This window comes from Candidatus Binatia bacterium (genome assembly GCA_026415395.1).
Taxonomy (GTDB): Bacteria; Desulfobacterota; Binatia; order HRBIN30; family HRBIN30; genus HRBIN30.
Window position 1 is genome coordinate 250,721 of sequence record JAOAHD010000017.1, and the last position, 24,997, is coordinate 275,717.

Annotated in this window: 24 protein-coding genes; 7 read left to right on the forward strand and 17 right to left on the reverse strand. The window is 62.8% G+C overall.

What is annotated here, in order from left to right; translation table 11 throughout:
* Positions 1-24: 24 nt before the first annotated feature.
* The 3 genes from N3C12_14180 to N3C12_14190 are packed head-to-tail and all read right to left on the reverse strand — an operon-like array spanning position 25 to position 2,740.
* Positions 25-1,119 carry an ABC transporter permease gene (locus tag N3C12_14180; protein ID MCX8073574.1) on the reverse strand — a complete coding sequence of 365 codons (1,095 nt, stop codon included), beginning with the start codon at positions 1,117-1,119 and terminating at the stop codon, positions 25-27.
* A complete protein-coding gene (locus N3C12_14185) occupies positions 1,116-1,718 on the reverse strand; it encodes an ABC transporter substrate-binding protein (GenBank protein MCX8073575.1) in 603 nt (200 codons plus the stop codon). The genes N3C12_14180 and N3C12_14185 overlap by 4 nt, the downstream gene beginning before the upstream one ends.
* Positions 1,718-2,740 (reverse strand): ABC transporter ATP-binding protein, encoded by a 1,023-nt coding sequence (locus N3C12_14190; protein ID MCX8073576.1) that lies wholly within the window; start codon positions 2,738-2,740, stop codon positions 1,718-1,720. Before N3C12_14190 ends, N3C12_14185 begins: the two co-directional genes overlap by 1 nt.
* Positions 2,741-2,801: 61 nt before the next feature.
* Between N3C12_14190 and N3C12_14195 the strand changes: the two genes are divergently transcribed.
* The 5 genes from N3C12_14195 to mutM all read left to right on the forward strand — a co-directional run bounded on the left by N3C12_14195 (position 2,802) and on the right by mutM (position 8,765).
* The gene (locus tag N3C12_14195) at positions 2,802-4,250 is read left to right on the forward strand and encodes a TolC family protein (protein MCX8073577.1); all 1,449 of its coding nucleotides are present in this window, start codon (positions 2,802-2,804) and stop codon (positions 4,248-4,250) included.
* Positions 4,251-5,268: 1,018 nt separating this feature from the next.
* Positions 5,269-6,051, forward strand: coding sequence for a tetratricopeptide repeat protein (locus N3C12_14200; protein MCX8073578.1), 783 nt, complete (start codon positions 5,269-5,271; stop codon positions 6,049-6,051).
* A gap of 18 nt (positions 6,052-6,069) precedes the next feature.
* The gene (tsaD, locus tag N3C12_14205) at positions 6,070-7,074 is read left to right on the forward strand and encodes a tRNA (adenosine(37)-N6)-threonylcarbamoyltransferase complex transferase subunit TsaD (GenBank protein ID MCX8073579.1); all 1,005 of its coding nucleotides are present in this window, start codon (positions 6,070-6,072) and stop codon (positions 7,072-7,074) included.
* Positions 7,049-7,972 (forward strand): 16S rRNA (adenine(1518)-N(6)/adenine(1519)-N(6))-dimethyltransferase RsmA, encoded by a 924-nt coding sequence (gene rsmA / locus N3C12_14210; GenBank protein MCX8073580.1) that lies wholly within the window; start codon positions 7,049-7,051, stop codon positions 7,970-7,972. Before tsaD ends, rsmA begins: the two co-directional genes overlap by 26 nt.
* Positions 7,956-8,765, forward strand: coding sequence for a bifunctional DNA-formamidopyrimidine glycosylase/DNA-(apurinic or apyrimidinic site) lyase (gene mutM, locus N3C12_14215; GenBank protein MCX8073581.1), 810 nt, complete (start codon positions 7,956-7,958; stop codon positions 8,763-8,765). The genes rsmA and mutM overlap by 17 nt, the downstream gene beginning before the upstream one ends.
* A 43-nt stretch (positions 8,766-8,808) precedes the next feature.
* Here the strand turns inward: mutM and N3C12_14220 are convergent, their stop codons facing one another.
* The 14 genes from N3C12_14220 to N3C12_14285 all read right to left on the reverse strand — a co-directional run bounded on the left by N3C12_14220 (position 8,809) and on the right by N3C12_14285 (position 21,455).
* Positions 8,809-9,264 carry a universal stress protein gene (locus N3C12_14220; protein MCX8073582.1) on the reverse strand — a complete coding sequence of 152 codons (456 nt, stop codon included), beginning with the start codon at positions 9,262-9,264 and terminating at the stop codon, positions 8,809-8,811.
* A gap of 14 nt (positions 9,265-9,278) precedes the next feature.
* Complete coding sequence (locus tag N3C12_14225) at positions 9,279-10,064, reverse strand: SDR family oxidoreductase (protein ID MCX8073583.1); 786 nt, start codon at positions 10,062-10,064, stop codon at positions 9,279-9,281.
* The gene (locus N3C12_14230) at positions 10,051-11,253 is read right to left on the reverse strand and encodes a cytochrome P450 (GenBank protein MCX8073584.1); all 1,203 of its coding nucleotides are present in this window, start codon (positions 11,251-11,253) and stop codon (positions 10,051-10,053) included. The genes N3C12_14225 and N3C12_14230 overlap by 14 nt, the downstream gene beginning before the upstream one ends.
* A 60-nt stretch (positions 11,254-11,313) precedes the next feature.
* Positions 11,314-11,760: an OB-fold domain-containing protein gene (locus N3C12_14235; protein ID MCX8073585.1), complete on the reverse strand. Its 447-nt coding sequence runs from the start codon at positions 11,758-11,760 to the stop codon at positions 11,314-11,316.
* Complete coding sequence (locus N3C12_14240; protein ID MCX8073586.1) at positions 11,757-12,914, reverse strand: lipid-transfer protein; 1,158 nt, start codon at positions 12,912-12,914, stop codon at positions 11,757-11,759. The genes N3C12_14235 and N3C12_14240 overlap by 4 nt, the downstream gene beginning before the upstream one ends.
* 681 nt (positions 12,915-13,595) lie before the next feature.
* Complete coding sequence (locus N3C12_14245; protein ID MCX8073587.1) at positions 13,596-14,417, reverse strand: aspartyl/asparaginyl beta-hydroxylase domain-containing protein; 822 nt, start codon at positions 14,415-14,417, stop codon at positions 13,596-13,598.
* A gap of 147 nt (positions 14,418-14,564) precedes the next feature.
* On the reverse strand, positions 14,565-15,983 hold the full coding sequence (gene sthA / locus N3C12_14250; GenBank protein MCX8073588.1) for a Si-specific NAD(P)(+) transhydrogenase: 1,419 nt from the start codon (positions 15,981-15,983) through the stop codon (positions 14,565-14,567).
* 15 nt (positions 15,984-15,998) lie between these two features.
* A complete protein-coding gene (locus N3C12_14255; GenBank protein ID MCX8073589.1) occupies positions 15,999-16,811 on the reverse strand; it encodes a phytanoyl-CoA dioxygenase family protein in 813 nt (270 codons plus the stop codon).
* A 42-nt stretch (positions 16,812-16,853) separates the two neighbouring features.
* The gene (locus N3C12_14260; protein ID MCX8073590.1) at positions 16,854-16,973 is read right to left on the reverse strand and encodes a desulfoferrodoxin; all 120 of its coding nucleotides are present in this window, start codon (positions 16,971-16,973) and stop codon (positions 16,854-16,856) included.
* 33 nt (positions 16,974-17,006) lie between these two features.
* Positions 17,007-17,765: an enoyl-CoA hydratase-related protein gene (locus N3C12_14265; GenBank protein MCX8073591.1), complete on the reverse strand. Its 759-nt coding sequence runs from the start codon at positions 17,763-17,765 to the stop codon at positions 17,007-17,009.
* A 50-nt stretch (positions 17,766-17,815) separates the two neighbouring features.
* Positions 17,816-19,390: a long-chain-fatty-acid--CoA ligase gene (locus N3C12_14270; protein MCX8073592.1), complete on the reverse strand. Its 1,575-nt coding sequence runs from the start codon at positions 19,388-19,390 to the stop codon at positions 17,816-17,818.
* A complete protein-coding gene (locus N3C12_14275) occupies positions 19,387-20,160 on the reverse strand; it encodes an enoyl-CoA hydratase/isomerase family protein (protein ID MCX8073593.1) in 774 nt (257 codons plus the stop codon). The genes N3C12_14270 and N3C12_14275 overlap by 4 nt, the downstream gene beginning before the upstream one ends.
* Positions 20,161-20,167: 7 nt before the next feature.
* Positions 20,168-20,311, reverse strand: coding sequence for a hypothetical protein (locus N3C12_14280; protein MCX8073594.1), 144 nt, complete (start codon positions 20,309-20,311; stop codon positions 20,168-20,170).
* Positions 20,312-20,354: 43 nt separating this feature from the next.
* Complete coding sequence (locus tag N3C12_14285; protein MCX8073595.1) at positions 20,355-21,455, reverse strand: hypothetical protein; 1,101 nt, start codon at positions 21,453-21,455, stop codon at positions 20,355-20,357.
* A 333-nt stretch (positions 21,456-21,788) separates the two neighbouring features.
* Between N3C12_14285 and N3C12_14290 the strand changes: the two genes are divergently transcribed.
* Together N3C12_14290 and N3C12_14295 are read left to right on the forward strand one after the other, a co-directional pair.
* A complete protein-coding gene (locus tag N3C12_14290) occupies positions 21,789-21,983 on the forward strand; it encodes a hypothetical protein (protein MCX8073596.1) in 195 nt (64 codons plus the stop codon).
* Positions 21,984-22,126: 143 nt separating this feature from the next.
* Positions 22,127-24,997, forward strand: a 2,871-nt coding sequence (locus tag N3C12_14295; protein MCX8073597.1) for a hypothetical protein, incomplete at its 3' end; no start/stop codon positions are given.

The window sequence follows — 24,997 nt, forward strand, 5'->3', positions numbered from 1 at the left end:
GCGAGAGTGCTTGCACGCGTTCTTTCACAATTCGCTGTAGCGGAACAACCGCATGCCAATGGCGAACGAAACCGCGCCGTAGGCGAGCAAAATGCCCAACTTTGGCGCCACTTCCACGATTGTCCGGTCGCGCAGCATCACATCGTGAATGGCAAACATCGACCATGTCGTCATCAAACCATGAGCGATCGTTTGCATCCACTTCGGCTGTTCGTAAAACGGCCACCAACACCCGCCGAGCGCCGCGAGAATAAACACGGCGGAGAGCCCAACCGGAATAATTTGCTCGCGCGTGCGCGCCATCGCCGCCACAATCATGCTGAAACAAGCCATCGAAAACACGATGCACACGACCACGGCAAGCATGGCCACAGGCGAGCTCCCTAAACTCAACCCGTACACCCAGTGGCCAAAGCCGAGCAAAATCAGCAATTGCAGTGTGCCCACGATCAACCGGGCAGCCAGTTTGCCACCCAAAATCGTAAACTGCGACACTGGAGCCACTGCCAGCCGGCGGGTGGTGCCCCACACTTCTTCGTCCCTAAGGCCAAACGCCACGCTGAAAATCAGGCTCAAGAGCACGAACATGACACTGAATCCAGGGATGTTCTGCTCCAGCGAGGTAAACTTGAGGCGCTTCCCCGTAAGACTGCGCTCCTCCAAGGTCAGCAGCTCCTCCTCGAACGGATCGCCCAGCGAGGCTGCCTCGCGATCCGCCAAGAGAAAAATCACGCGGATGGCTTGCAGCTCGGCCCACTGCGCAGGATCGGTGAGCAACTCGATTTTGCTTGGCTTGTTCGTCAGGTAACGCTTGCTCAAGCCCGCCGGCAACACCAGCATCGCCGGCGCTTTATTTTCCACCGCGACTAAGCGCTCGGCAGTGGCGCGGTCCACCTCGCGTACGTCGAGGTGCTCGCGAAACACCTTCATCAGGGCGTTCGCCACCGGCCCTTGGTCTTCATTGACGATGGGGAACAAGATGCTTTGTGTGCCGATCTCCGACTGAGTTTCCGCCACCACCAAAATGATGATGATCGGTACCACCAACAGAGAGACCAACGCCGAGCGGTCGCGAACAATCAGCCGCAAGTCTTTGAGCATCACGCGGAGAAGCTTCACAGCTCATCCTCGCTTCCCGTTCCCCCCGGGCCATACTTGCGGCGCATGCGGGCGAGCAAGTCGTTGGGCGTCTCTTTTTCTAGCAAGCGACCCAACTGCCGGCGGAAATTCGCGGTAAGACTTAAGTCCTCGATTTGAATGTCGGTCGCTTTCCACGTGCCATTGTCGAGCCGCATCTGGTAGATCACCGCAAATTCATCTCGCGGGGTAATAATTTTGGTCTCCACCCGGGCGCGATCGCCGTTGACCTGCTCGCCGACGTAGCCAAAGTCCGGCTTCTCGAACAGAAGCAACTTCTGCACGTAGGTGCGCTGAAACAGCTCGCGAAAGAGCTGTAAAAATTCTTGCCGCTGGGCCGGTGAGAATTTCGACCAGTGGTCCCCCAGCGCTTCTCGCCCCATGGTATCCGTGTCGAGAAAACCTTTGAGCAAGCGGGAAAGATCAGCGAGCTTTTCGTTGTGCGTCTTGGCGCTATCGACAATCTGCCGTGCTTCCTCCAACACAGCTCGCGTCCGCTCCAAGGGAGACACCGCCCCCGAGCTGGGACCAGCCAAGCCGGCGCAGCACACCACCAAGATGGCAAACCCTGGGCGCCGCATCAGTCGCGCAGCTCCTTACCCGTGAGTTGCAAGAACAAGTCCTCGAGGCTGAGTGGGGCAATTTCCAACATCACCCGCTCGGCAAACGGCTGCAAACAGTGATGCAGCGCTGGCAGAGCATGCACTGCTTTGCTCACGAACAAGCGCGCCCCACCGTCGAACTCCTCGAGGTGGCAGACCCCGGGCACGGATTGCAAAGCGCTGCAGTCGAACGCGCGAGGTAAGCCGCGAACGTGGATCACTTCCGAGCACCCCGCGTCGCTAAGCAAAGTCATGAGCGGCCCCATGGCGATGATCTTGCCTTCGTCCATGATGCCAATGCGGTCGCACAGGCGTTCAGCCTCCTCCATGTAATGAGTGGTATAAAGAATGGCGGTGCCCGCCTCCCGCAGCGAGCGCACGATGGAGAAGATCTTTTCTCGCGAATGTGGATCCACACCCACCGTGGGTTCGTCGAGCAACACCAGCTTCGGCTCGTGCACCAAACTCACGGCAAGATTCAGCCGGCGTTTCATTCCGCCTGAAAATTCTTGCACCGGCTCGTCTTGCCGATTTTCGAGGCCGACGAGCTCCAGCAGCTCCTGCACCCGCTGCTCGAGTTTGGCCTTCGGCACCCCGTACATACGGCCAAAAAATTTGATGTTCTCCCGCGCCGTTAGTTGCGGATACAGAGAAACGTCCTGCGGCACCATGCCGATCAATGCGCGGACCCGTCGCGTTTCGTTGCGGACCGAGTGCCCGAACACAAAGGCATCACCGGCGGTCGGCCGCAACTGGGTGGCAATCATCGAAATCGTGGTGGTTTTCCCGGCGCCGTTCGGACCCAGCAGTCCGAACACCTCGCCCCGACAGATTTCAAAACTCAGCCCTTGCACGGCCACCACGCTACCGTAGCTCTTGCGCAACCCTTCCACACGCAGGGCCACTTCTCGACTACGTTCAGCCAAAGGAGCGGTGGAATCCAGTTCTGCAGCCGGCTTCACTGCCGCAGCCACCGGGGCGACACTGCTAGCGGTTCCCATTGTTTCCACGAAGTGCGCATGGTTCAAGCAGAATCCCCGCTGGGAGAAAAGGGCTATGGGCATGTGGACAGGAGTTCAGCGCAGGAACAGAAGTGCAAACTCGCGCACCGGGCGCGCACGTTCCGGATGGTTTCCAGGACAGCGAGAGCGGTGCTTCCTTGTCCTCTGCCTGCTCCTGGTTGTCTCCGCTCTCGTCCCTCGGCGGAGCAGTGCAGCAGAAGCGGAGGCGCTGACTCTCGCGGAGTGCATCCGCTCAGCGCTGAAGCACGATCCCGACCTGCAAGCGGCTTCCGCCGAGATTGCCGCGGCGCGCGCCCGCCTCGCGCAAGCGCAGGTTGGACGGTGGGGCGAAGCCGAGTACCGGCAGATTCTGGGATTTGTTCCCGAAGCCAAGGGCGACATCCTCGATCCGCCGAAACAAAACCGCAACGCCGTGTTCCGTAACCTCGGGCCGTTCACACAGCTCGAGGTCATGGTGAATGTCCCCCTTTTGACTTTCGGCAAGCTCCAGGCCGCCCTCGATGCGGCGCAAGAAGGACTTTCCGCACAGCAAGCCATAGGGGAGGCCAAGCGGGCCGATGTCGTGCTCAATGTCAAGCGATTGTACTACGGCGCGCTTCTCGCCGACCAGCTCGCCCTCGTTCTCGAAGACATGGTCGAGAACATGGATAAAGCCATCCGCAAAGTGCAAGAGCGGCTTGCGAGCGGTTCGACGTCGGTGACTGAAATCGATTTACTAAAGCTTCAGGCGGGTCGCGCAAAGTTGGCGCGCGGCGTGGCCGAGGTCAAAGCGTCGACAACCCTCACACGCAAGGCATTGGCCCGTGCCATCGGCAGGGATGTGCAGGCCGAGCTGCGGCTTGCCGACCGTAAACTCGATCCTGTCGCCCTGCAGCTCGACCCCGTGGAGGTGTACGTGGACGAAGCGCTGCGCTCGCGACCCGAGGCGGCACAAATTGCGCATGGCCTCGCCGCCCAAGCTGCCAAAGTGGAAATGGAACGGGCGGAACTCTTTCCCTCTTTCTTCCTGAGCACGGGATTCCAGTATGGGCTTGCGCCGAACCGCACCCGGCAACGGAACCCATTTGCTGCAGAGGACTTCAACTACACCCGTCCCGTCGGCGTGCTTGGGTTTCGTTGGGAGTTGGATTTCTGGCGCAAGCAAGCCAAGGTGGCCGAGGCAGAAGCGGATCTCGCGAAGCTGCGCGCGCAACATCGTGGTGCGCTCTCTGGGCTGCAGTTGGAGGTGCACAAAGCGTATGGGCAAGTGGTGCAAGCGCGGGAAGCCATGCTCGCCGCCTCCGAGGGGCGGAAGGCGGGGCGTAGCCTTCTCGTTGCCACGGTGAGCAACTTCGATCTCGGCATCGGCGAGGCAGAAGAGCTGTTCAAGGGCCTGGGCACCTACACGGAAGCGAGCACCGATTATTTCCGTGCGGTGCACGACTACAACGTTGCCGTCGCCGAACTCTCCCGCGCTGTCGGTAAAGAACTGTTGCCGTTGGAGTACTGACCGGGCCCTCACTGCTCAGCGGTGGCAGCGCTCCGCGCGCTCTCTGATCGACGCGGGCACGAGTTTCGGTGAACCCACCTTCGCCCAGTGCGACGCGGGCGCCTTCAAAGCTGGCGCCGCTCCCCACCGACAGCCACACCGACTCCCACCCTCGCTTCCACTCCGACGCCCACTTCCACTCCCACTCCCACTTCACGCCCACGCCGAGCGGGTGAGGGGCGCCGCTTCTGCGCGCGACACGTTGCCGTCCTGCGGTACCGTAGGGGCGACGCATGCGTCGCCCCTACGATTGCCTTGGTGCCACGTGCCAAGACGGCGAGGCGCCCGGCGCTGATGCCAACACCTTCGCGAATTCGCCTGCACCCAACCGCCATTCATCATTCGCTATTCACCATTCGGGATTCGCCATTTCCCGCCACTCGCTACTCGCCGCTCGCTGCTGGCCCTTCATCCGCGGCTGACGCTGCACCCTCTACCCCTGCGGTGGGCGGCGGGTCTGCCTATCGCGGCGCGAGCAACGTTTGGCGACGCTGTCCGCCCGCCACAAATGATCCTCCCTCTCCCCCTCCCGGAAGAGAGGGAAATAGGGTGAGGAGGAGACCAAAGCAACCCGACCGGCAGCGCTCCGAACCCGGTGGCCCCGGCGAGGCATCCGGGTTGGCCACTCGTTGGGGCAACCCGCGGATACTCAGGGTCGGTAGGCCCGCCGGGTGGCCGAGTGCAGCAGGGATTCGTCCGCGCTGCGGGACTTCCGGTAGCGAAGGCGCTCTTCCTTCCGCGGCGGGCCTGAGGATGGATCGCTGGCGGAAGATGCGGCAGCCGGGCCCGCAACGATCGCGTCGCCTCCCTCGGGCAGAACTCTCGCTTCACTCCGCCCACTACCTGACGGGGGATCGTAAGGCCGGCGGCCAGGGGCTTCATGTGTGCCGCCTTTGCATGGGTGCGGCTTTCGCCGCGACCTAGCGGGCTCTCCATGGTGAACCACGCCGCCTTTCGCTAGGGAAGGGACGTTTCCTCTATGGCCCGTCCGCTGCGGTGTTCGTTCGTGCTCTTGGTTTTCTTCACGCTTCCTTGGCTGGGCTGCACCTCGATCGAGCCCGGCAGCGACCATTCCGTCCACTCCCGCCGCCGGGCGGCCCTAGAAGAGCGGAACCGTTTGAGTCTCGAACCCGACGAACCAGGCGAACGGCAGGCTGAGGCCGAGTTTGTCGAAGAAGCTTTGAGCAATCCGCAGCCGAGCGGCGCCGAGGCAAAGCCTGCAGCCACGCCGCCTGCTGCCGAGGAGAGCCAACTCGGCATTGGCGATGGTGCGGCGTCCCTGGCTCATGCGGCGCAACCGCCCGCCAACTCGGGCGGCAGCGTCGCTGTGTCGAAGACAAACGAAGACTCCGTTGCCCCCCTGATCGGCCCCGGCACACCGGCGCATGTCGCAGCGGCGCTCCGCTGCGTGGAGCGAGGACGCAGCTTGCTCGCGCATGGGCGGACGGATGCTGCTCGCGAGTGGCTCGAGCGCGCTCTCACCTTGGACGGCAATAACGTGTACGCCTTCTACTTCCTCGCGCGCGCCGCCGTGCAAGCGGGTCGGCTAGAGCAAGCCGAAGCCTTCTCGGCCCGCGCCCTCACACTGGCAAGCCAGGCCAACGGCGCATGGCAAAGCCGCGTGCTCGCTTTGAGGGGCGAGGTTCTCGAGGCGGTCGGACGCTTCCCCGAGGCGCGCCAAGCCTATCGGCGGGCAGCGGAGTTGGACCCCACCAACGTGCAAGCCCAAACCGGGCTGGCAAGGCTCGCCCAACCTGAATAAACTCCGGGGCTCGCGACGATGAGAATCTTGGCCATCGAGAGTTCCTGCGACGATACGTCTACCGCTGTGTTGGAAAACGGCGTGGTGCGTGCCAATATCGTGCTCTCGCAAGACGAGGTGCACCGGCCCTACGGTGGCGTGGTGCCCGAGTTGGCTTCGCGCTCCCATATGCGCGCGATCTTGCCGTTGGTCGACTCCGCCCTGGAGCGGGCCGGTGTGCAGCTCAGCGATATCGACGCCATCGTGGCCACGTACGGTCCGGGCCTCGTCGGCTCGCTGCTGGTCGGTTTGAATACCGCCAAGGCTCTGGCGTTTGCGCAAAACGTCCCCTTTCTCGGCGTAAACCACTTGGAAGGCCACCTGTTGTCCCCGCTCATCGAGGCCGCGCTCGAATTTCCCTACGTGGGCTTGGTGGTCAGCGGCGGCCACACGAGTTTGTATTTGGCGGAAGACTACGGGCGCTACACCCACCTCGGCAGCACGCGCGACGATGCCGCCGGGGAAGCATTCGACAAAGTGGCCAAACTTATGGGACTCGGTTTTCCTGGCGGCAAGGTGATCGACGACCTAGCCCGCAACGGCGACCCCAATGCCTTAGCGTTTCCGCGCGCACGGCTGAAGAACAATGCCAACGGCGGTGCCTTTGACTTCAGCTTCAGCGGGATCAAAACCGCCGTCGCCCTGTGGCTGCAGGAGCACCCGCTCGATAGCGACAATGCCCGAGCCGACTTGGCGGCGAGTTTTCAGGAAGCGGTGGTCGACATGCTGCTGGATACGAGCTTTGCCGCATTGGAGGCGACCGGCTGCCGCCGTTTCGCCATTGCCGGTGGAGTGTCGGCCAACTCGCGTTTGCGCGCACGGGCACAAGCGCTAGGCGCAGAGCGCGGCGTACAGGTGGTGATCCCCCCGATGCGCTATTGCACCGACAACGCGGCCATGATCGGCTATGCCGGCTGGCAACGCTTGCTCAAGGGCGAGCAGCACGATCTCGACCTCAATGCCTTTGCCGACCTCCCCTTGTGAGCGCTCCGGCCTGAGGGGGCAGAGTCGCACGGCCGAGCCGGAGTCTGCCCGCCCGCCTTCCACAACTCTCGGAGGAGAGCGGATTCGCGAAGCGCTCGGGGCGCTCGGACGCCACCCTCGCAAGGCCCTCGGCCAGCACTTCTTAGCGCAGCCAGCCATCGCTCACCGCATGGCGGAGCTGGCCGCAGTGAACGGCAAGCATGTGGTGGAAATTGGCCCGGGCCTCGGCGTGCTCACGCAGTTTCTGCTGGAGGCACGGCACTTGTGGCTGATCGAAATCGATGCCGACTTTGCGGCGCGATTGCAGGATTTGTTGCGCGAGGCTGGCAACGTCACGGTAGTAGCCAGCGATGCGCTTGCCCTCGACTGGCGCAAGTTTTTAGCCGAGCACGCACCAGTCACGATCGTGGGGAACTTACCCTACAATATCGCCACAGCACTGCTCGAACGCTGGCTCGATGCACCCGTGCTGCCGGAGCGCATCGTCGTCATGGTGCAATACGAAGTTGCCGAGCGTCTGCACGCGCGTCCACGCTCGAAATCTTACTCGGCGCTCTCCGTGCTCACCCAAGCAGTGGCGCGTGTGCGCAAGGGGTTTACGGTTGCACCGGGGGCGTTCGTGCCGCCACCAAAAGTTCACTCGCAAGTGGTGGTGATCGAACCCGACGAAGCGCTGCGCCCGCGGGCCGGAGATTTCGCCACCTTGCGGCGCATCGTGCGCACCCTTTTTTACCAGCGGCGCAAGCAACTGCGCAACAGCCTCGCGCAGCTCACTCTGGAGCCTGAGTCCGTGCTCGAACAAACCGGACTGGATCCGCGCTGCCGAGCGGAGGAGCTTGCGGTGGAGGATTTTCTCCGCCTGGCCGCCGCACTCAGCCACCATGCCGGAGCTGCCTGAAGTCGAAACCATTCGCCGCAGCCTGGTCCCGTGCCTGGGAGCAGAAATCGCCCTGGTCAAGGTACACGAGCCACGGCTGCGCAGGCCAGTTGACGAAGCCGCGCTGCAGGCCGCGGCGGGCTGCCGAATTTCCGCGCTGGAGCGGCAGGGCAAATACCTGATCCTCGCGCTTTCCAACGAACAGATCCTTCTTTTGCACTTCGGCATGAGCGGCACGTTACGCCTCGTGCCGCCGGATAGGGCACCGGAAGAACACGACCATGTGGAGTTCTTCCTAGCCGACGGGCGGCGCTGCGTTGTCAACGACCCGCGCCGGTTCGGCCTCGTGTGGCTCGGGCCGAGAGAGGCAGCCAGCGAGCTCGCTGGCCTGGGGCCGGACGCTCTCGCCGCCGAGTTCTCCCCGGACTACCTCCGCTGGGCGAGCCGTCGCACGGCGCGCAGCATCAAAAACCTGCTTCTCGACCAACGCGTGGTGGCCGGGATCGGCAACATTTACGCCAACGAAGCGCTGTTCGTTGCCGGCATTCGACCCAGCCGCTCAGCCCGACGCCTCACTCGTGCCGAGATCGATCGGCTCCACGGTGCCCTGCAGGTGACCCTTGAGGAAGCCATTGCTGCGGGTGGGAGTTCGATAGCCGACTTTCACGACAGCAACGGTCGCCCCGGCTACTTCCAGCACCGCTTCCGCGTATACGACCGGGCGGGGAAGCCTTGCGGCGTTTGCGCAGCGCCCGTTCGGCGGGTGGTGCACACGGGTCGCTCCAGTTTTTACTGCCCGCGCTGCCAGCACTGACAGCGTGTCACACATCGCCACACGAGAGCGCGGTGCGCGCGGTTCACCGCACCACCAGAACAGCGCAACGGGCGTGGCGGACGACACGTTCCGCCACGCTCCCCATGAGCAAATGCTTCAGCCCAGTGTGCCCGTGGGTCGCAATCACGATCAAATCCACCCCCTCCGCCTCGGCAATCCGGATGATCTCCTCGACCGGTGCCCCCTGCCCCACCACAACCCGATACTGCACGCCAGCCAACGCCTCGTCGCGCGGCACGCGTTCCGTCAAGGCAACCCGTGCATCGTCCTGCGCGCGGGCCAACACGTCCGGACTCAGCAGCTCGCCCGGGTAATACTGCGCGTACAGTGGGTTCGGCACGATCACCGGCTCGATCACGTGGCACAAAATCACTTCCGCGCCATGGTCGGCGGCCATGCGAAATGCGTGCGGGATGGCACGGTCGCCCGCCTCCGAAAAGTCGGTCGTCACCAAAATGCGGCGGAACGGTTCCAGCATCGGAGCCTCGCTGGTCAACCCAGCATGATCATGCCGCCGTCGACCACCAACACTTGGCCGGTCATCATGTCGCTATCCGAAGAAGCGAGGAACACTGCGGTTCCGGTGAGGTCTTCGGGCTTCAGCGGCTTTTTAAGCGCGGTGTACATAACCAGCATGTCGATCATTTCCGGGGGCACGACGGATTTGGTCGCCTCTGTGAGCGTGACCCCCGGAGCGATGGCATTGACGTTGATGCCCCACGGTCCGAGCGAGCCGGCGAAGTATTTGGTGAGGCCGTTCACACCCATCTTCGCCACGCTGTAGTGAAACGGCGGCGATGGCTTATCGGGGTCGCTGGTATCCACTAAACCCACATTGCCCATGTAGGCTGCGGTAGAGGATTGGTTGATGATTTTGCCGCGGCGTTGCCGTTTCATGTATGGCTCGACCGCGCGGGTCATGAGCCACACACCGGTGAGGTTTACAGAAAGGATTCGGTTGAAATAGGCAAGCGAGGTGTCTTCGCGGTCGAGTCCGTAAAAGATGGCGGCGTTGTTCAAGAGGATGTCGATGCTGCCGTACCGCTTATGAGTTTCGGCAGCGCAAGCTTTCACGCTGTCTTCCTTCGACACATCGGTTTGGATGAACCACGCCTCGTCGCCGGTCGAGCGGATTTCCTCCTCGGTGCGCTTTCCCCACTCGGGATTGATCTCAGCAATGACCACTTTGGCGCCTTCTTGCGCAAAGCGGTGTGCGTACGCACGGCCGATTCCTTGCCCTGCTCCCGTAATGATCGCCACCCGATCACGAAGCCGCATGCACCCTTTCCTCCCTTCGTTTCCCCGCCCTCATGGGCAAATGGGCGTAGCCGCGCACGTTGGTCGAATGCACGCGCTCGCAGCGGGAGCGGTCGACCTCATAGTCAGGCATGAGCTTCAAGATTTCTTCGAGGGCCACGCGCCCCTCCAAGCGTGCGAGCGACGCCCCCAAGCAAAAATGGGTTCCGATGCCAAAGGCCAAGTGGGCCACTGGGGTGCGAAACACATCGAACTCGTCGGCGCGCTCGATCACGCGCTCATCGCGGTTGGCGGAGCCAATGAGCAACAGCAACCGCGCGCCCGCGGGAATTGTCACGTCGTGCAGCGTCACCTCGCGCGTCGCCACCCGAGCCAACGCTTGGGTGGACGGCTCGAAGCGCAACACCTCCTCCACAGCATCGGCAATGCGCGCGGGTTCGCGCACCAGGCGGGCGCGTTGATCCGGGTGGCGATAAAGCAAATCCACGGCGTTGCCAAGCATTTTCGTGGTCGTCTCGTTACCGGCAATAATCAGCAGGAAGCAAAACCCTAACACTTCCTCGCGGGAGAGCCGTTCGCCCTCGACTTCCGCTTCCAGCAACGCGCTCAATAAATCAGCGCCCGGCCGCTGCCGCCGCTCTTCGGCGGCTTGCGCGAAGTACCGCACGATATTGCCCGCGGCCTCCACACCCGCAGGGGTCACCCGTGGGTCGTTGGGCTCGCGATGGAGAAGCAAGTCCGACCACGCCCGCAGCATGTCATGGTCTTGCTCAGGAACGCCGAGCATGTGGGCAATCACCGCCATGGGCAGCTTGCCGGAGAAGTCGTCAATGAAGTCGAACTCCTCCTGCTCGAGCAGAGGTGCCAGCAATCGCCGTGCGAGGGTACGAATTTGCGGCTCCATCTCAGCCACGCGCCGCGGAGTAAAAGCGGCACTGATGATGCGGCGCAGCCGCGTTTGCCGCGGCGGATCCATGGCAATGATCATCGGCGGCGCTTTGCCGCTGCCCTCCAAGGACACGCCTCCCTGGGAAGAGAACGTCTGCCAGTCCTGCATGGCGTCGCGCACATCGTCGTAGCGCGAGAGCGCATAAAAATTGCGCTCCGGGTTGTGATAGACGGGCGCTTCCGCACGCAAGCGGGCGTAAATGGGATAGGGGTTTTCATGGACCTCGTAACTGTACGGGTCGTACACCAGCGGGGCCGCCATCGTGCGCCACTCCTTGCACTGGCGCATACCTGGTTTTGGCGGCCGCAGGCAAGAGGGACGTTAACGTTCGCTAGTCTCCAGCATCCAGCGGGGGAAATGCACTCCAGCCACTTCCTGAAAGACGACGCGAACAGGGGCACCGATGCGCAACAGCTCGGGTTTGGTTCGATAAAAAGCGCCGTCGGGCGATTCGACCAAATTGCCCACGAATCGGATGCTCGGGTCCTCCGCAGTAGCAACGACAATCACATTGTACGGTGCCACCGCTTCGTAGGCCGGCAACAGCGGCGGATGGGCGATGACGAACGACCAAATCGTGCCCCGCCCGGACAGCGGTTCCCAGCGGTGGTCCAGCGAGCGGCAGTAGTGGCACATCGGACGCGGGGGCATGCGGCGCTTCCCGCACGCAGCGCAGCTCTGGACTACCAGTTCGCCGCGTGCCGCGGCTTGCCAAAAAGGCGCACTGTCAGGGTCTTCGACATCCGGGAGCAACCAGTCTTCGCTCATCCTGACCTCCGCAGCAACAGTGCGCTCGTCGGTACCCCTTCGCCGCTCGTGATCAAGCAGCACGGAGCGTCGGGAACCTGACACGTGGAGGTCCCGCGCATCTGCCGCACTCCTTCGAGGATCAAGTTGAAGCCGTGCACGTAAGCCTCCGAGAGGCCGCCCCCCGAGGTGTTGACCGGAAGCCGGCCATCGGGCCACTCGAGGGCGCCGCCTTCAGTGAACGGGCCGCCCTCGCCGCGGCCGCAAAAGCCGTACCCTTCGAGCGACAGCAAAATCAGCGGGGTGAAGGCGTCGTAAATTTGCGCGACGCGCACATCCTGCGGCTTAAAGTCGCTCTTCGACCACAAAAGGCGCGCACAGTCCCACGCCGGGCCGCGCAGCGGGTCGTCGCAAAAGTAGTTCGTCATGGGCTGACATTGCTCGGGGATGCTTTGCGCAAAGGCGTGGATGTACACTGGCGGGTGCTTCGCATCGCGGGCGCGCTCCGCGCTGGTGACGACGACAGCGAGCGCGCCGTCGGTTTCGAGGCAGTTGTCGAACAAACAGAGCGGCTCGCTGATCCAGCGGGCAGACATGTACTGCTCGCGCGTGAGCGGCCGGTCGAAAAACGTCGCGTTGGGGTTACGATTGGCGTGCTTGCGGCACGCGAGCGCGACGTTCGCCAGGTGATCGCGCGTGGCGCCGTATTCGTGCATGTAGCGGCGGGTCAGCATGGCAATTTCATCCACCGGGCGCAGCAGCCCGAACGGACGGGTCCACTGTGCCGCCCCACCCACCCGCGGCGCCACGTTCGCCCACGGGCGGCTGCTCTTCGCCGAGCGCTTGCGGGCACGCCAAGCCACCGCCACGCGGCATTGCCCAGTTGCGACGGCCATCGCGGCGTGGCCGACAGTGGCACAGCCTGCACCACCGCCGTACCCGATTTCGCCAAAGTACGTGATGGGACCGAGGCCTAAATTCCGCGCCACCTCCACTTCCCGGCCGTTCTCCATGGAGAACATTACCAGTCCGTCCACCTCGCGTGGAGCGATGCCCGCGTCATCGAGCGCGGCTGAGATGGCCTGGCAAGCGAGGGCAAGCTCGGTCTCCGGAAGACCCTTGCCAAATTTCGTCTGGCCGATGCCCACAATCGCTGTTCGATCCTTGATTTCCATGGCCCTGCTGAGCGCGGCCAGAGCTAGCATGAGGCGTGTCTTCGAGCGAGACCACACACCACCGCAACGGCGAACGCTGAATCAAAGCGAGTCGTCATTGTAGGGGCGACGCATGCGTCGCCCGTGGTGCCACAGCGCAACACCGCGCCCCGGCGGAACGCGGGCGCCCCCTCTCCCCCTCCCCCCTCCCGGAAGAGAGGGCGGATTTTTACGCCGCGGTTAGATGTTTGCCCCGCATGGACTCGCCCCGCAATATCTACACCCCCCTCGCTCCCCGCTGCGGGGAGAGGGGGGCGGCGTTTAGCCGCCGGTGACAGAGGCGCAACCGGCTAGCAGCGAGTGGCGAGTAGCAAGCTGCGAGTGGTGGGAAATCGCGAATAGCGAATAGCGAACGGCGAATAGCAAATAGCGACTGCGGAACGTGTGCTTTGCATCTTGCCATCGCGCACCGACGCAACCCGTAGGGCCGACGCATGCGTCGCCCCTAAGCTGCCACAGCACAGCGGTGTGCCCATTCGAGCGGGGGCGCCCCCTCACCTTGTTCTCCTCTTCCCCGGAATGGGAGAGGGAGGATTTCATTGGCCACAGGCATCGTTGCCGAACGTCGCTCGCACTGCGATATCCGCACACCCTCGCCCCGAGGTAGGAGTTCGCCATCCGCCATCCGCCATTCGCTCTTCGCTACTCGAGAGTCGCTCCGTGTCGCCGGTCGGGCGCGAGGCCGGGTGGCCAAGCACAGGCGGCCAGGTAAGCACGAAACGGTAGGCTCGCGGCCTCGTGCATCGCACGGATCGCAGGTCGGGGGAGTCGCTGCAAAAACGGCACGCGGAACTGCAAGTACAGCAGGGCAATTGCGCCGAGCACCAAGGAACAATTTCTCAGGTTGCCGCCGCCGTACTCGGGCTTCATCACGTCGCACATGAGGATGATGCGCGGGCGGTCGCTCAAGTTCCACACGTAGTGTCGCCGGGCATCGTTGAACACCACCACTCCGCCTTCCTCCCAACCGCGCCGCTCACCGTCAACTTCGATTCCGCACAACTCCGCCGGACCCGGCACGACCAGCCCCAGGTGCGCACGGTAAAAAAGATTGGTGTCGCCACAATGTTGCGGCAACCGCGCTCCGGGTTCGAGCACGCTGAACGAGGCGGACACTAGGTCAGGAATTGTCGCTAACACCGAGGCGGTATGCGGAAACGCGCGCAACGCCTGGCGATAGGGGCGCCGCTGGGTAACGAGCTTGATTCCACCCCACCCGCGAATGTCCACCCGATCGGGGATGAAGTGCTCAGCGAAGCGGCCGCCGTGCTCCAAGTAGGCTTGCAGCTCCGCGCGAATTGCTGGGCACTCGCGCCGCAAGATTGCAGTCCACGGCAAAGTTGCGGGATCGTAAAAGCGCGGTCCTGCCCCCGCATAGTTCCCGTAAATGCGGAAGTAGAGCGGCTCGTTTTCCCCAAAGCTGCTCGCCGGAACTGCCGTGTCTACCGGTCGAAGTGCACTCATGCCGTTCTTTGCAACCGTGAAACCCGTTTACTCCGACAAACTCGAGCACGAAAGAGGACTCGACCAGCAACGTTCGTGCGGCTTTCCAATGCGCGCTCCAAGACCGAGCGGCCCTGTGCGCAGCTCCGCACAAATCCCTCGCTTTCGCTAAGGCCGCACGTCGGGCGCATCGAACACGCGGTTCAGCCCGTTCAGGGCAGCCACCCGGTAAGCTTCGGCCATCGTCGGATAGTTAAATGTGGTGTTCACGAAGTAGCGTAGCGAATTGGCGCTGCCCTTCTGCGAAATAATCGCTTGGCCGATGTGGACAATCTCGGCAGCCTGGTCGCCAAAACAGTGAATGCCGAGAATCTCCAGCGTTTCGCGGTGAAATAAAAGTTTCAGCATGCCCACGGTGTGCCCGGTAATCTGAGCGCGCGCGAGGCTTTTGAAAAACGCGTGACCGACCTCGTACGGCACCTTGGCAGCCGTCAGTTCCCGCTCGGTTTTTCCCACCGAGCTGATCTCTGGAATCGTGTAAATGCCAGTGGGAATGAACTCGATCAGGTGCTCGCAGCGCCCGTACAGCCAGTGCGCGACGGCAAACCGACCCTGATCGTACGCAGCGCTGGCCAGCGCGGGAAAGCCAACTACGTCGCCCACCGCATACACGTGAGGCACAGCGGTTTGATAGTTTTCGTTCACCGGAATGTTGCCGCGAGAGTCCACCTGAATACCCAACGCTTCCAGCCCGAGCCCGTCGGTGTTGCCGGTGCGACCGTTGGCCCACAACAAGATATCGGTCTTCAGCTTCTTCCCCGACTTGAGGTGCAACACCACACCGTCATCCCGCCCTTCCACGCGTTCGTACTCTTCGTTGTGGCGAATCAGCGCGCCCTGGTCGCGCAAGTGATAGGCGAGTGCGTCGATGATTTCGTCATCGAGAAATTCGAGCAATTTTCCGCGCGTGTTCACCAAGTTGAGCTTCGCGCCGAGGTTGCGGAAGATCGATGCGTATTCGCAGCCGACCACTCCGGCTCCGTAAATGGTGACCGACTGCGGCATTTCCTCCAAGCCGAGGATCGTCTGCGCGTCGAAAATACGCGGGTGGGAGAAGTCCACATCGGGCGGACGATAAGGACGCGAGCCCACGGCAATGACAAACGCATCGGCAACCACCCGCTCGCGCGCTCCACGCTCGTCTTCGACTTCGACGGTGTGGGCATCGACAAAGCGCGCCCGCCCGCGCACAAGCTGCACATGATTGCGCTCGTAAAACGACTCGCGCAGGGCCACTTGCTTTTGGATCACCTCCTGCGCCGAGCGCAGCAGTTGCGGGAAGGTCACCCTTGGCGGCTTGAAGCCGAGGTCACGCCAGAGCGGGCTCGAGCTGTACTCGATCCACTGCCGTACTGCGTAGCGCAATGCTTTGCTCGGGATCGTGCTCCAGTGTGTGCAGCTTCCGCCCACGGCACGGTAGCGTTCCACCACGGCAACGCGTTTCCCAGCTTTGGCAGCGCGCATCGCAGCCCCCTCACCGCCGGGTCCGCTGCCAATCACACACAAGTCCACTCGGTGCGTGGCCACAAATCCTGCCTTTCCTCACCGCGCATCCCACACCAAGCGCACACCCCCTTGCTCCTCGTCGAGGAGGAACATCGGGCTGCGCTTGTCGATGTGACCGATGAGTCCGTTGTACACGCTGTAGCCAACCAACTCCCGGAGACGGCGGCTAAAGCCGCGGGCGATCTCCCGCGGAATTCCGAGCTGCTGGTTCTCCTGCTGGCGGATGAAGCCAGCGCAATAATTCATGGCAATGCCAATGCGGCGCTCGCTCGTCCGATTCGCGCCGCCGCCGTGCCACAAGCTGCCGTGCCACACCAACACGCTTCCCTTCGGCATCTCCGCGGCAATTGTGTCGTACTGTTCCCCAATTACGGGGTGGCTATCGAACTTGTGGGAACCCGGCACCAAACGCGTCGCCCCGTTTTCTTCGGTGAAATCGGTGAGGGCCCACATGGTGTTGCACACCACCGGAGGATGCGGCCGGGCAATGGGAATCAATTGATCATCGGAGTGAATGGGCTGGGCGCGCTCGCCTGGGCAAATGGCAATGGAGGAAAGCGACGAGACGAGGCAACCCGGGGCCAGTACCCGCTCGACCAGTGGCAGAACATTTTCATGCACTGGGATGCGCTCGTACAGCTTGCCGTGCACGAGCAGGTTGTAAATCCGCACCGTGCGCGTGCCCTCGAACAAGTTCTTCGCCGGTTTGATGTTGTACTCGCGCTCGATTCGGTAGAGGTCCTCCACCAGGGCGTCGACCAACTCCGGCTCGATCACGCGTTCGAGGATCGTGTAGCCGTCTTCCTCGATTCGCCGAAGGTGGGCTCGCAGTTCGCCATCGCTCAGCACGGCTTGCTCCTTTCCGCCCCCGTGGCGCGGGGCACGCGCGGGTCATTTTTTGATCTCCATCTCGACCCCGCAGCATTTGAGTGTTCCGGAACCGCCTTTGGTGACCACAACCTGCGCTTTACACTTTGGACACTGGTAAATCTTGCCAATTTGATTCGCCATTCCCGTCCTCCTCACATGGGCATCGCCTACAGTTCACCGCCCACGAAACCGCGGGCGCTTTTTTAGCCGAAACGCCTCGATGCCCGCACGCCAATCCTCGGTGGTTTGCAACAGCACATACAAGTCTTCCTCGAGCCTTAGGCCTTGCTCCAAGGTGCCATCGAGTCCTTGGCCTACCGCCTCCTTGATGTAACGCAAGCCGAGGGGCGCGCGCTCGGCCAGTTCGCGGGCGAAATCTTCGGCGGCAGCAAACAGGCGGGCGTCCGGGTGCACAGCGTTCACCAAGCCCCACTGCAGCGCTTGGCGAGCGGATAACCGCCGGCCAGTCCACAAGAGCTCGAGCGCGCGCATCCGCCCGATCAAGCGCGGCAGCCTCTGCGTTGCACCATTGCACGGGAAGCGACCATCGCGGAGCTGCGGCAATGCAAAATACGCCCGCGCGGAGGCAAAACGTAGGTCGCAGGCGAGGGCAAGTTCACACCCTTCTGCAACCGCGCCACCCTGAATCACGGCAATCACCGGGCAGGAAACACTGGCGAGCGCGGTGATGGCGCACAGCCGTCTTGGCTCCGTTGTTTCCGTAAGCCCGAGGCAAAATTCCCTCGCTTGTGACCGCAGCAACAGCACGCGGACCGCATCGTCGAAGCTCACCTCCTCGATCGCAAGGGAAAGCTGGCTATCCGTAGTGGCATCCAACCAGCCGTCGCTGGAAGGTGCGAGAAAAGAAAGTACAGCCACCGCACCCCGCCGCTGCAAACGCACGCCGCTGGAAGCCGAGCGTCTTTGCGTCATTGCGGTGTTGTCGCCTCGTTGTTCGTGGTGTTCACAGCCGAGGGCACCCGTTAGTCACCGCTGTGCACGAACTCTCCTCGCTCCCAACGTTCGCGCAAATCCCGGCGCAATACCTTGCCCAACGGATTCTTCGGGAGTTCGGACACGAAGTACACAAAGTCAGGCTTCTTAAAACTGGCGAGCCGCTGCCGGCAAAACTCGATGAGCTCTTCGGCGGTCGCCTCACTGCCCGGGCGCCGCACGACAAAGGCGGCGACCCGCTGCCCCCACTCGACGTCGGGCACACCAATCACGGCGACGTCCTCAACCGCGGGGTGGGAGAACAACGTGCTTTCGACTTCCGCCGGCGCGATGTTCTCCCCGCCGCGAATGATCATGTCGTCCTTGCGACCGGCGAGGAACACGTACCCGTCTTCGTCAATCCAGCCCATGTCGCGCGTTGGCAACCAACCGTCGCGTTGCAGGGGCGACTCCACGCCGCTTGCCGTACGGTATCCCTTCATCACTCGCGGCGTGCGCACCCAAATTTCCCCCACCTCACCGCGCGGTAGCTCTCGGCCTTCTTCATCGACAACGATGAGCTCCACGTCGGGCAGCGGGCGGCCGATCGAACGCAAGCGGCGGAGTTTGATCTCGTCTTGCTCGGGTGAGCCCGTCAACCGGTGGTCTTCCGGGCCCAGCACGGTCAGCGTCGAAGTGGTCTCCGTTTGGCCAAAGGCATTGACGAAGCCCAGCGAGCGGGGAAACACCTCGATGGCTCGCCGGATCACCGGGAAGGGCATCGGCGCACCTCCGTACGAGAGCACTTCCAGGCTCGATAGGTCGCGGTGAGGGAAGTCCGGATGATCGAGGATTTGCTTGAGCATTGTCGGGACCACGAACGCGTGAGTCACACGCTCGCGCTCTACGGTTTCGAGCCAAGCGCCGGCCTCGAATTGCGGCAGCAACACCATGCGCCGGCCGGTCCAAACGTTCGTCATGATGTTGGTTGCGCCCGCGATGTGATAGAGCGGCACGCACACCAGCGCAGTGCCGCGCGGCGTGCCGTCCGCAAGCTCGACGTTGCTCGTCACATATTGGCTGAAGTCGCCGTGGGTCAGGAGCACAGCTTTGGGCTGCGCCGTCGTGCCGCTGGTGTACATCAGAATGGCGGTCTCTTCGTCGTCGACCTCCACCGCTTCCTCCAGGGGCGGATCTGCGAGCAGCTCTTCGTAGCGCCTTCCCACGGTATTGTCGGTACCGACAGCAACCACGAGCGGGCGCTCAGGCAGGCGAGCGAGCAGTTCCTGCAGCGTGGGCACGTAACGGTCCCCCACGAACAACACGCGCACGCCCGCACTAGCAATCATGAACTCGAGCTCCGGCGGTTTGGCGCGGTAGTTGAGCGGGAGAAACACTCCGCCTACAGCGGCCGTGGCATAATACGCGGTCACGTACCGATCGGAGTTCGTGTCCAGCACGGCAACGCATTGTCCGGGCTGCACCCCGACTCCTCGCAACCCGCTCGCCAATCGGCGCGCTTCCTCCCAGAGCTCCCCGTACGACCAAGCGCGGCCTTGAAAGCGCACCGCTTCCTGCTCCGGAAACAAGCCCGCCGGAATGCCCAAGAAATTTGCTGTATTCACCTTGACCTCCCTCTATTTTGCCTGCGCAAGACGGCGACGACGCGATTGGCCAAGCGGTTTTCGAGGCGCAAGGCTGATTCGAGACTCAGATCGAGTCCTTCCCCGACGGCACGTTTACTCGCAGAGAGCAGCTCCGGGGCGAGCGCTGCCAGTCGCTTCGCGATTCTTAAAACCGTGCTTTCCAGCCGCTCTCGCGGTACCACTCGAACGGCGAGCCCCCACGCCATCGCTTCATGCGGTCGGATCCAACGCGCGCTCCACAACACTTCGAGGGCGCGGCCCGGACCCGCCAAGCGCGGCGTGGTTTGCGTCCCGCCCACGCCCGGAATGGTGCCCAAGCCAGTTTCCGGGTAACGCAGCCGAGCATCCTCGCTCAGCACGCAGAGATCGCAAAGGAGAGCGAACTCGAGCCCGCCCCCCACCGCGTACCCATGAACGCCGACCACCATTGGTTTCGGCAAGGTTGCCAGCAAACCGGCCACATCGCGCCGCCAGCGAGCTGCGCGCGCGGCCGTCGGGCTCGCTGCCGTGCCGAATTCGTGCACGTCGCCACCCGAGCAAAACGAAGGACCGTTCCCGAGCAGAACCCCCACGCGCACCTCGGGATCATCGCGCAGCGCCGTCAGCGCCGCATACAGGCTGTCGCGCATTGCCATGTTGTAGGCGTTGTGCACCTCGGGACGGTTAAGGCGCACCACCGCGACAGGCCCTTGCTTTTCGTACAGAACCGGCGGGGCCGCTCTGCGTGTGTGCGGCCTTTGCCCGGCCATCGCGGCCTCAGTCGCTCGAAGGAACTGGCTTCGCTTCCTTCACTTGCACTTCCGCCCCGCAACACTCAATCGTGCCAGGGCCCGGTTTGGTGCAGAGGATTTCCGTGCCGCACTGATTGCACACGTAGCGTTTGCCCAACAACGTCGGCATAAAACAACCTCCTTGCCCAGTCGTCCGAAGTCACGCGACCAAATCACAGCTTGACCGGCAGCTCAAGGAATGGCATCGCGACGACCTCGACCTCGACTCGCCCCTGCGGCCAGCGACTGTCCAAAGTGGTCCCAGGGTCCCAGCATTCGCGGCGCACGTAGGCGAAGCCGATTCCGCGCTCAAGTGCAGGCGACCAACCGGCGCTCGTCACCGCACCGACCTCATGGCCGCCATGCCACACTTTCGCCCCACGCTCCGGCAACGCGCTCCCGCGGCAAACGAAACCGACGCGCTTGCGTTGCACTTGGCCACGCGCAGCAATCCTCTCTACCACCTCTTGCCCCAGGTAGCAGCCCTTGCCGTAAGCAATCGCCGTCTCGAGATCGGCTTCGGCAATCAGGGACGACTCATCCATGTCGTCTCCGGCCAATGGGATCCCTGCCTCGAGCCGCAAAACGTCGAGTGCGAGCCGCCCCACAGGGCGCGCACCAGCGTGCACCAGTTGGGCCCAAAGCAACGGAAAGGCATTCGGGGGGCCAATAAACAGGTAGCCGCGCTCACCCGTATGCGTGACCGCGGCAACGCGCAGGCGATGTTTGTTCAGAACGACTTCCACATTCCCGTGCAAGGGCAAGGAGCGCGCGAGCTCCAACGGAAATCCGGGCAGGCTAGCGAGGACGGTGTCGACACTTCGGCCCTCCACTGCTAGCAAAGGGACCCACTCGGGCTCGCGGAACTCCACGTCGTCGGCAACGATGTAGTGTGCCAAATGTTCGCGCAATCGGTCCGCGCGCCTCGTCGGCGCGTCGAGCCAGATCTCCTCTTCGAGCGCGTACACGCGCAGGTCGCTGACCACCCGCCCTTGCACGGTTACCGCCGCTGCATACGTGCCGCGGCCCGGCGCAAGCGACCGCACATCCGCCGTAATCATGCCTTGCAGGAAGGACACACGGTCTGCACCAGCGAGCACCCAGAGCTTGCGGAAACTCGCCTCGAACACCCCAGCGTACTCGCGCACGGTTGCCCATTCGCGCTTCCAGTCGCCAAAATGCAAGGCACCCTCGCTTTCCCACAAATGCCCGAGCGCTGCGCCCGCAGCCTGCAAGGTCGTCAGCCAAGATTCAGTTTCCGCTAATACTGGCATCGCTGCACTTAAAACTTCCGCTGTGCACCGAAAGCAAGTCCCCTCACCCGCGGCTCACGCCGCCCGCTCTCCCCCTGCCAGCGAGGGGGTCTGCTCGTCTTGCTGCGAATGCACGTGGGGGGCAGCATGTACAGCGCAGCAAGAGAATCTCCCTCTCGCCCGGTGGGGGAAAGGGAGAGAGGGTGAGGGACCGCCGCCGCACCACTGGCATGCTGCCGCGCTGGGCCACCACGGGCGACGCATGCGTCGCCCCTACGGCCTGCGTTTCGCTGGAACGATTTCGTCGCGGTGTGGTGGCGGGCAACGAGGGCAGCCACAAGGGCTGCCCCTACGATGGTATTGCTGCCGCGTGCCAAGATGGCCACGCGCGGGACTGCGGTCACGACACCATCCCCAATCGACGTGTTCCCCATTCGCTATTCGCCATTCGCGGTTTCTCACCACTCGCCACTCGCTACTCGCCACTCGCTGCTCGCCGATCCATTTGCCACTCGCGGTATGGGAGTGACCAGCATTGCCGCCGCCTGACTCCTGAGATTTTCGCTCCGCGCCACCACGCCAAGCCTCTACGTCTGGTGTTGACAAAGAGGAGCGAACCTGTGGTATGCCGAGGGCATTCTTGGCCGTGGCCCTGAGCGGGAGAGGGAACACGCAAGACAGGGAGGTGCTTGATGTCAAAGCAATCCGTGAATCGGAAGCGAAATCCGTTGAGCCTCCAAGGACACGAAGTTTGGGCCATTGTGGTCCTTGGCCTCGTCGCTCTTCTGTTTCCGACGGCAGGCGTGCGCGCCGACTATTCCATCGGTGCGAGGGTGGCGCACAGCCCGAATGACATGAACACCACCAACATCCCAGGGCTTCTCACGTTGAGTGGCAACGACGCGGTAGCCAACGTCACCTTGCCCTTCAATTTCGTAATTGAAGGGGTGTCGTACTCCACGATCGCCATTTCCACAAATGGTTGGATCGAATTCGGCGGCAACACATGCACCAGCGGCTGCGGCACAGCAAACTCTGACCCGAGCAATGCCTGCCTGCCGACCTCCAAGCATACCAATCCTTTGCTGGCGGCGTATTGGGATGATTTGCAGACCTTCGGGACCAACATCCGCTACGGGACCGTGGGACAAAGTCCGAACCGAACATTCCTCATCGATTACGAGGTCGATGTGGACCCAGCCGTGGAGAACAACGCCAACGACGACATTCGCTTCCAGATCCAACTCCATGAGGGCTCGAACTTAATTACGGTGCAGTACCGGGAGTCCGGTTACCTAGCTAACGGACAGGGCGCAACGATTGGTTTCCAAGGGGCCGGAGGTTCTGGCGCGACGGCGCACCCCCTGACGTGCAACGGCAAAATCCTCGACGACAATCGGCCGAACGAGAGCTGGTCGGCCGACGTGGGCCGTGCTGGTTTGGTCACCCTTGCCGCACTCAACGCGCACAGCCCCGACGACATCACAGGATTCACGACGCTCAGCGGTGGCGAGTCCACAGCCAGTGTGACACTCCCTTTTTCGGTCACAATCGAGGGTGCGACGTACAACAGCCTCGTGATCTCCACCAACGGTTGGATCGAGTTCGGCAGCAACACCTCGGGGTCGGCCGATGCCGCCAACGAGTGCTTGCCAACGGGGAAGCACACCAATCCATTTCTCGCGGTGTACTGGGACGATATGCAAACGGTCGGGGGTGCGATCCGCTACGGGACGGTGGGAAGCGCACCCAATCGCACGTTCATCGTGGATTTCCAAATGGAAACGGCTCCCGGGGGCAGCAACAACGACGTGTACGTGCAGGTGCAAATCCACGAGTTGTCTAGCCTGATTTCCGTCAGGTACTGGACGGCCGAGTACACAGCCAACGGACAGGCGGCGACGATCGGTTTTCAAGGGGCCGGCGGCTCGTCGGCAGTTGCGTACAGCCTGACGTGTAACGGCAAGATTCTCGACGACAACGCGATCAACGAGGAGGGGTGGTCGGTTCACCCCAAAGCCTTGGGCGCCATGTCCTTGCACGCGGGGATGGCTCATAGTCCGGACGACATCTCGGGCTTCGCCACTTTGAGCGGAGACGATGCCACGGCCGATGTGAGCCTGCCTTTCTCGGTGGTGCTCAATGGGGTGAATTACAACACGCTAACCATTTCGACCAACGGCTGGGTGGAGTTCGGTGGTAATACAGCGGGTAGTTCTGATTTCGCCAACGTGCCGCTCCCGACGAGTTCCCACACAAACCCATTCCTAGCTGCGTACTGGGACGACATGGTGACAACGGGAACGAACATCCGCTACGGCACGGTCGGGAGCCCCGGGGGTCGTACGTTTATCATCGACGCACAATTGCAGACCTTCACAGGAAGCTACGGCGTTTCGTACCAAATCCAGATCCACGAACGATCGAACGTCATCAACGTGAAGTATCGCTCGTTGAATCCTTCGGCGAACGGGCAAAGCGCGACGATCGGATTCCAAGGTGCTGGGGGTGCGTCCGCCCAAGCATTGCCGCTTACGGCTAATGGGAAAATTCTCGACGACGACCGCCCCAACATGGGATTCTCCATCGCTCCCCTGCCCGTGTGCGGAAACGGAATCATCGAGACGCAAGAACAGTGTGACTTGGCGAACCAAAACGGGCAGTCCAGCACCTGTTGCACCGGCCAGTGCCGCTTCCGCGCGAGCGGTCTAGTGTGCCGCACTGCGGCTGGGGAGTGCGACCTCACCGAAACTTGCACGGGAACAGCTGCTACTTGTCCGACCGATGCCAAGAAGGCCAACGGCACCGCCTGCACCGACGATGGGTTCCCTTGCACCTTCGACGTTTGCAACGGAACAAGCAACCTCTGCCAGCACCCAATTGCACCGACCACAACGGTGTGTCGCCCCTCCGTAGGCATTTGCGACGTGACCGACTACTGCGATGGCGTCAACCCAACTTGCCCGCCCGACGCCGTTGCACCGGCAACGACGGTGTGCAGGCCATCCCAAGGGGCGTGTGATGTTGTTGAATTTTGCGATGGAGCCAGCCCAACTTGTCCGTTCGACGCAAAGTCGACTGCTCTGTGCCGCGCCTCTGCGGGGGTTTGCGACGTAGCGGAATTTTGCAACGGTGTAGACAACGATTGCCCGCCGAATCAGTTCCTAAACGCGAGTACCGTGTGCCGTTCGTCGCAGGGCGTTTGCGACCCGGCCGAGTACTGCACCGGCACCGCGGCCGGCTGTCCGATCGACCAGAAAAGTACGGCCGTGTGCCGGCCAGCAGCGGGAGATTGCGACATCGCCGAGAGCTGCGATGGCGTGAGCAACGACTGTCCAGCGGACGTGTTGCGGCCGAGCACGTACACGTGCCGGGCGGCCAGTGGGGTGTGCGATGTGGCCGAGAACTGCACGGGCACGAGTGTGAGTTGCCCGGCGGACGATGTGGCCAGCGCGGGTACGGTGTGCCGAGCGGCCACGGGTGGCTGTGACGTTGTGGAGGTGTGCGACGGAGTTGGCAAGAGCTGTCCGGCGGATGGGATTCGCCCGCAGGGGTATGTGTGT

Bases quoted from the DNA above. Each gene is read 5' to 3' on its own strand.
- N3C12_14225 (MCX8073583.1), bottom strand. From the start codon at position 10,064: ATGCGGCTTCGTGATCGGGTGGCGATCATTACGGGAGCAGGGCAAGGA.
- N3C12_14240 (MCX8073586.1), bottom strand. From the start codon at position 12,914: ATGGAAATCAAGGATCGAACAGCGATTGTGGGCATCGGCCAGACGAAA.
- N3C12_14235 (MCX8073585.1), bottom strand. From the start codon at position 11,760: ATGAGCGAAGACTGGTTGCTCCCGGATGTCGAAGACCCTGACAGTGCG.
- N3C12_14280 (MCX8073594.1), bottom strand. From the start codon at position 20,311: ATGCCGACGTTGTTGGGCAAACGCTACGTGTGCAATCAGTGCGGCACG.
- rsmA (MCX8073580.1), top strand. From the start codon at position 7,049: ATGCCTTTGCCGACCTCCCCTTGTGAGCGCTCCGGCCTGAGGGGGCAG.
- N3C12_14230 (MCX8073584.1), bottom strand. From the start codon at position 11,253: ATGGCGGCCCCGCTGGTGTACGACCCGTACAGTTACGAGGTCCATGAA.
- N3C12_14185 (MCX8073575.1), bottom strand. From the start codon at position 1,718: ATGCGGCGCCCAGGGTTTGCCATCTTGGTGGTGTGCTGCGCCGGCTTG.
- N3C12_14260 (MCX8073590.1), bottom strand. From the start codon at position 16,973: ATGGCGAATCAAATTGGCAAGATTTACCAGTGTCCAAAGTGTAAAGCG.
- N3C12_14220 (MCX8073582.1), bottom strand. From the start codon at position 9,264: ATGCTGGAACCGTTCCGCCGCATTTTGGTGACGACCGACTTTTCGGAG.
- tsaD (MCX8073579.1), top strand. From the start codon at position 6,070: ATGAGAATCTTGGCCATCGAGAGTTCCTGCGACGATACGTCTACCGCT.
- mutM (MCX8073581.1), top strand. From the start codon at position 7,956: ATGCCGGAGCTGCCTGAAGTCGAAACCATTCGCCGCAGCCTGGTCCCG.
- N3C12_14290 (MCX8073596.1), top strand. From the start codon at position 21,789: ATGGTATTGCTGCCGCGTGCCAAGATGGCCACGCGCGGGACTGCGGTC.
- N3C12_14195 (MCX8073577.1), top strand. From the start codon at position 2,802: ATGTGGACAGGAGTTCAGCGCAGGAACAGAAGTGCAAACTCGCGCACC.
- N3C12_14285 (MCX8073595.1), bottom strand. From the start codon at position 21,455: ATGCCAGTATTAGCGGAAACTGAATCTTGGCTGACGACCTTGCAGGCT.
- N3C12_14200 (MCX8073578.1), top strand. From the start codon at position 5,269: ATGGCCCGTCCGCTGCGGTGTTCGTTCGTGCTCTTGGTTTTCTTCACG.
- N3C12_14245 (MCX8073587.1), bottom strand. From the start codon at position 14,417: ATGAGTGCACTTCGACCGGTAGACACGGCAGTTCCGGCGAGCAGCTTT.
- N3C12_14275 (MCX8073593.1), bottom strand. From the start codon at position 20,160: ATGGCCGGGCAAAGGCCGCACACACGCAGAGCGGCCCCGCCGGTTCTG.
- N3C12_14190 (MCX8073576.1), bottom strand. From the start codon at position 2,740: ATGGGAACCGCTAGCAGTGTCGCCCCGGTGGCTGCGGCAGTGAAGCCG.
- N3C12_14265 (MCX8073591.1), bottom strand. From the start codon at position 17,765: ATGACGCAAAGACGCTCGGCTTCCAGCGGCGTGCGTTTGCAGCGGCGG.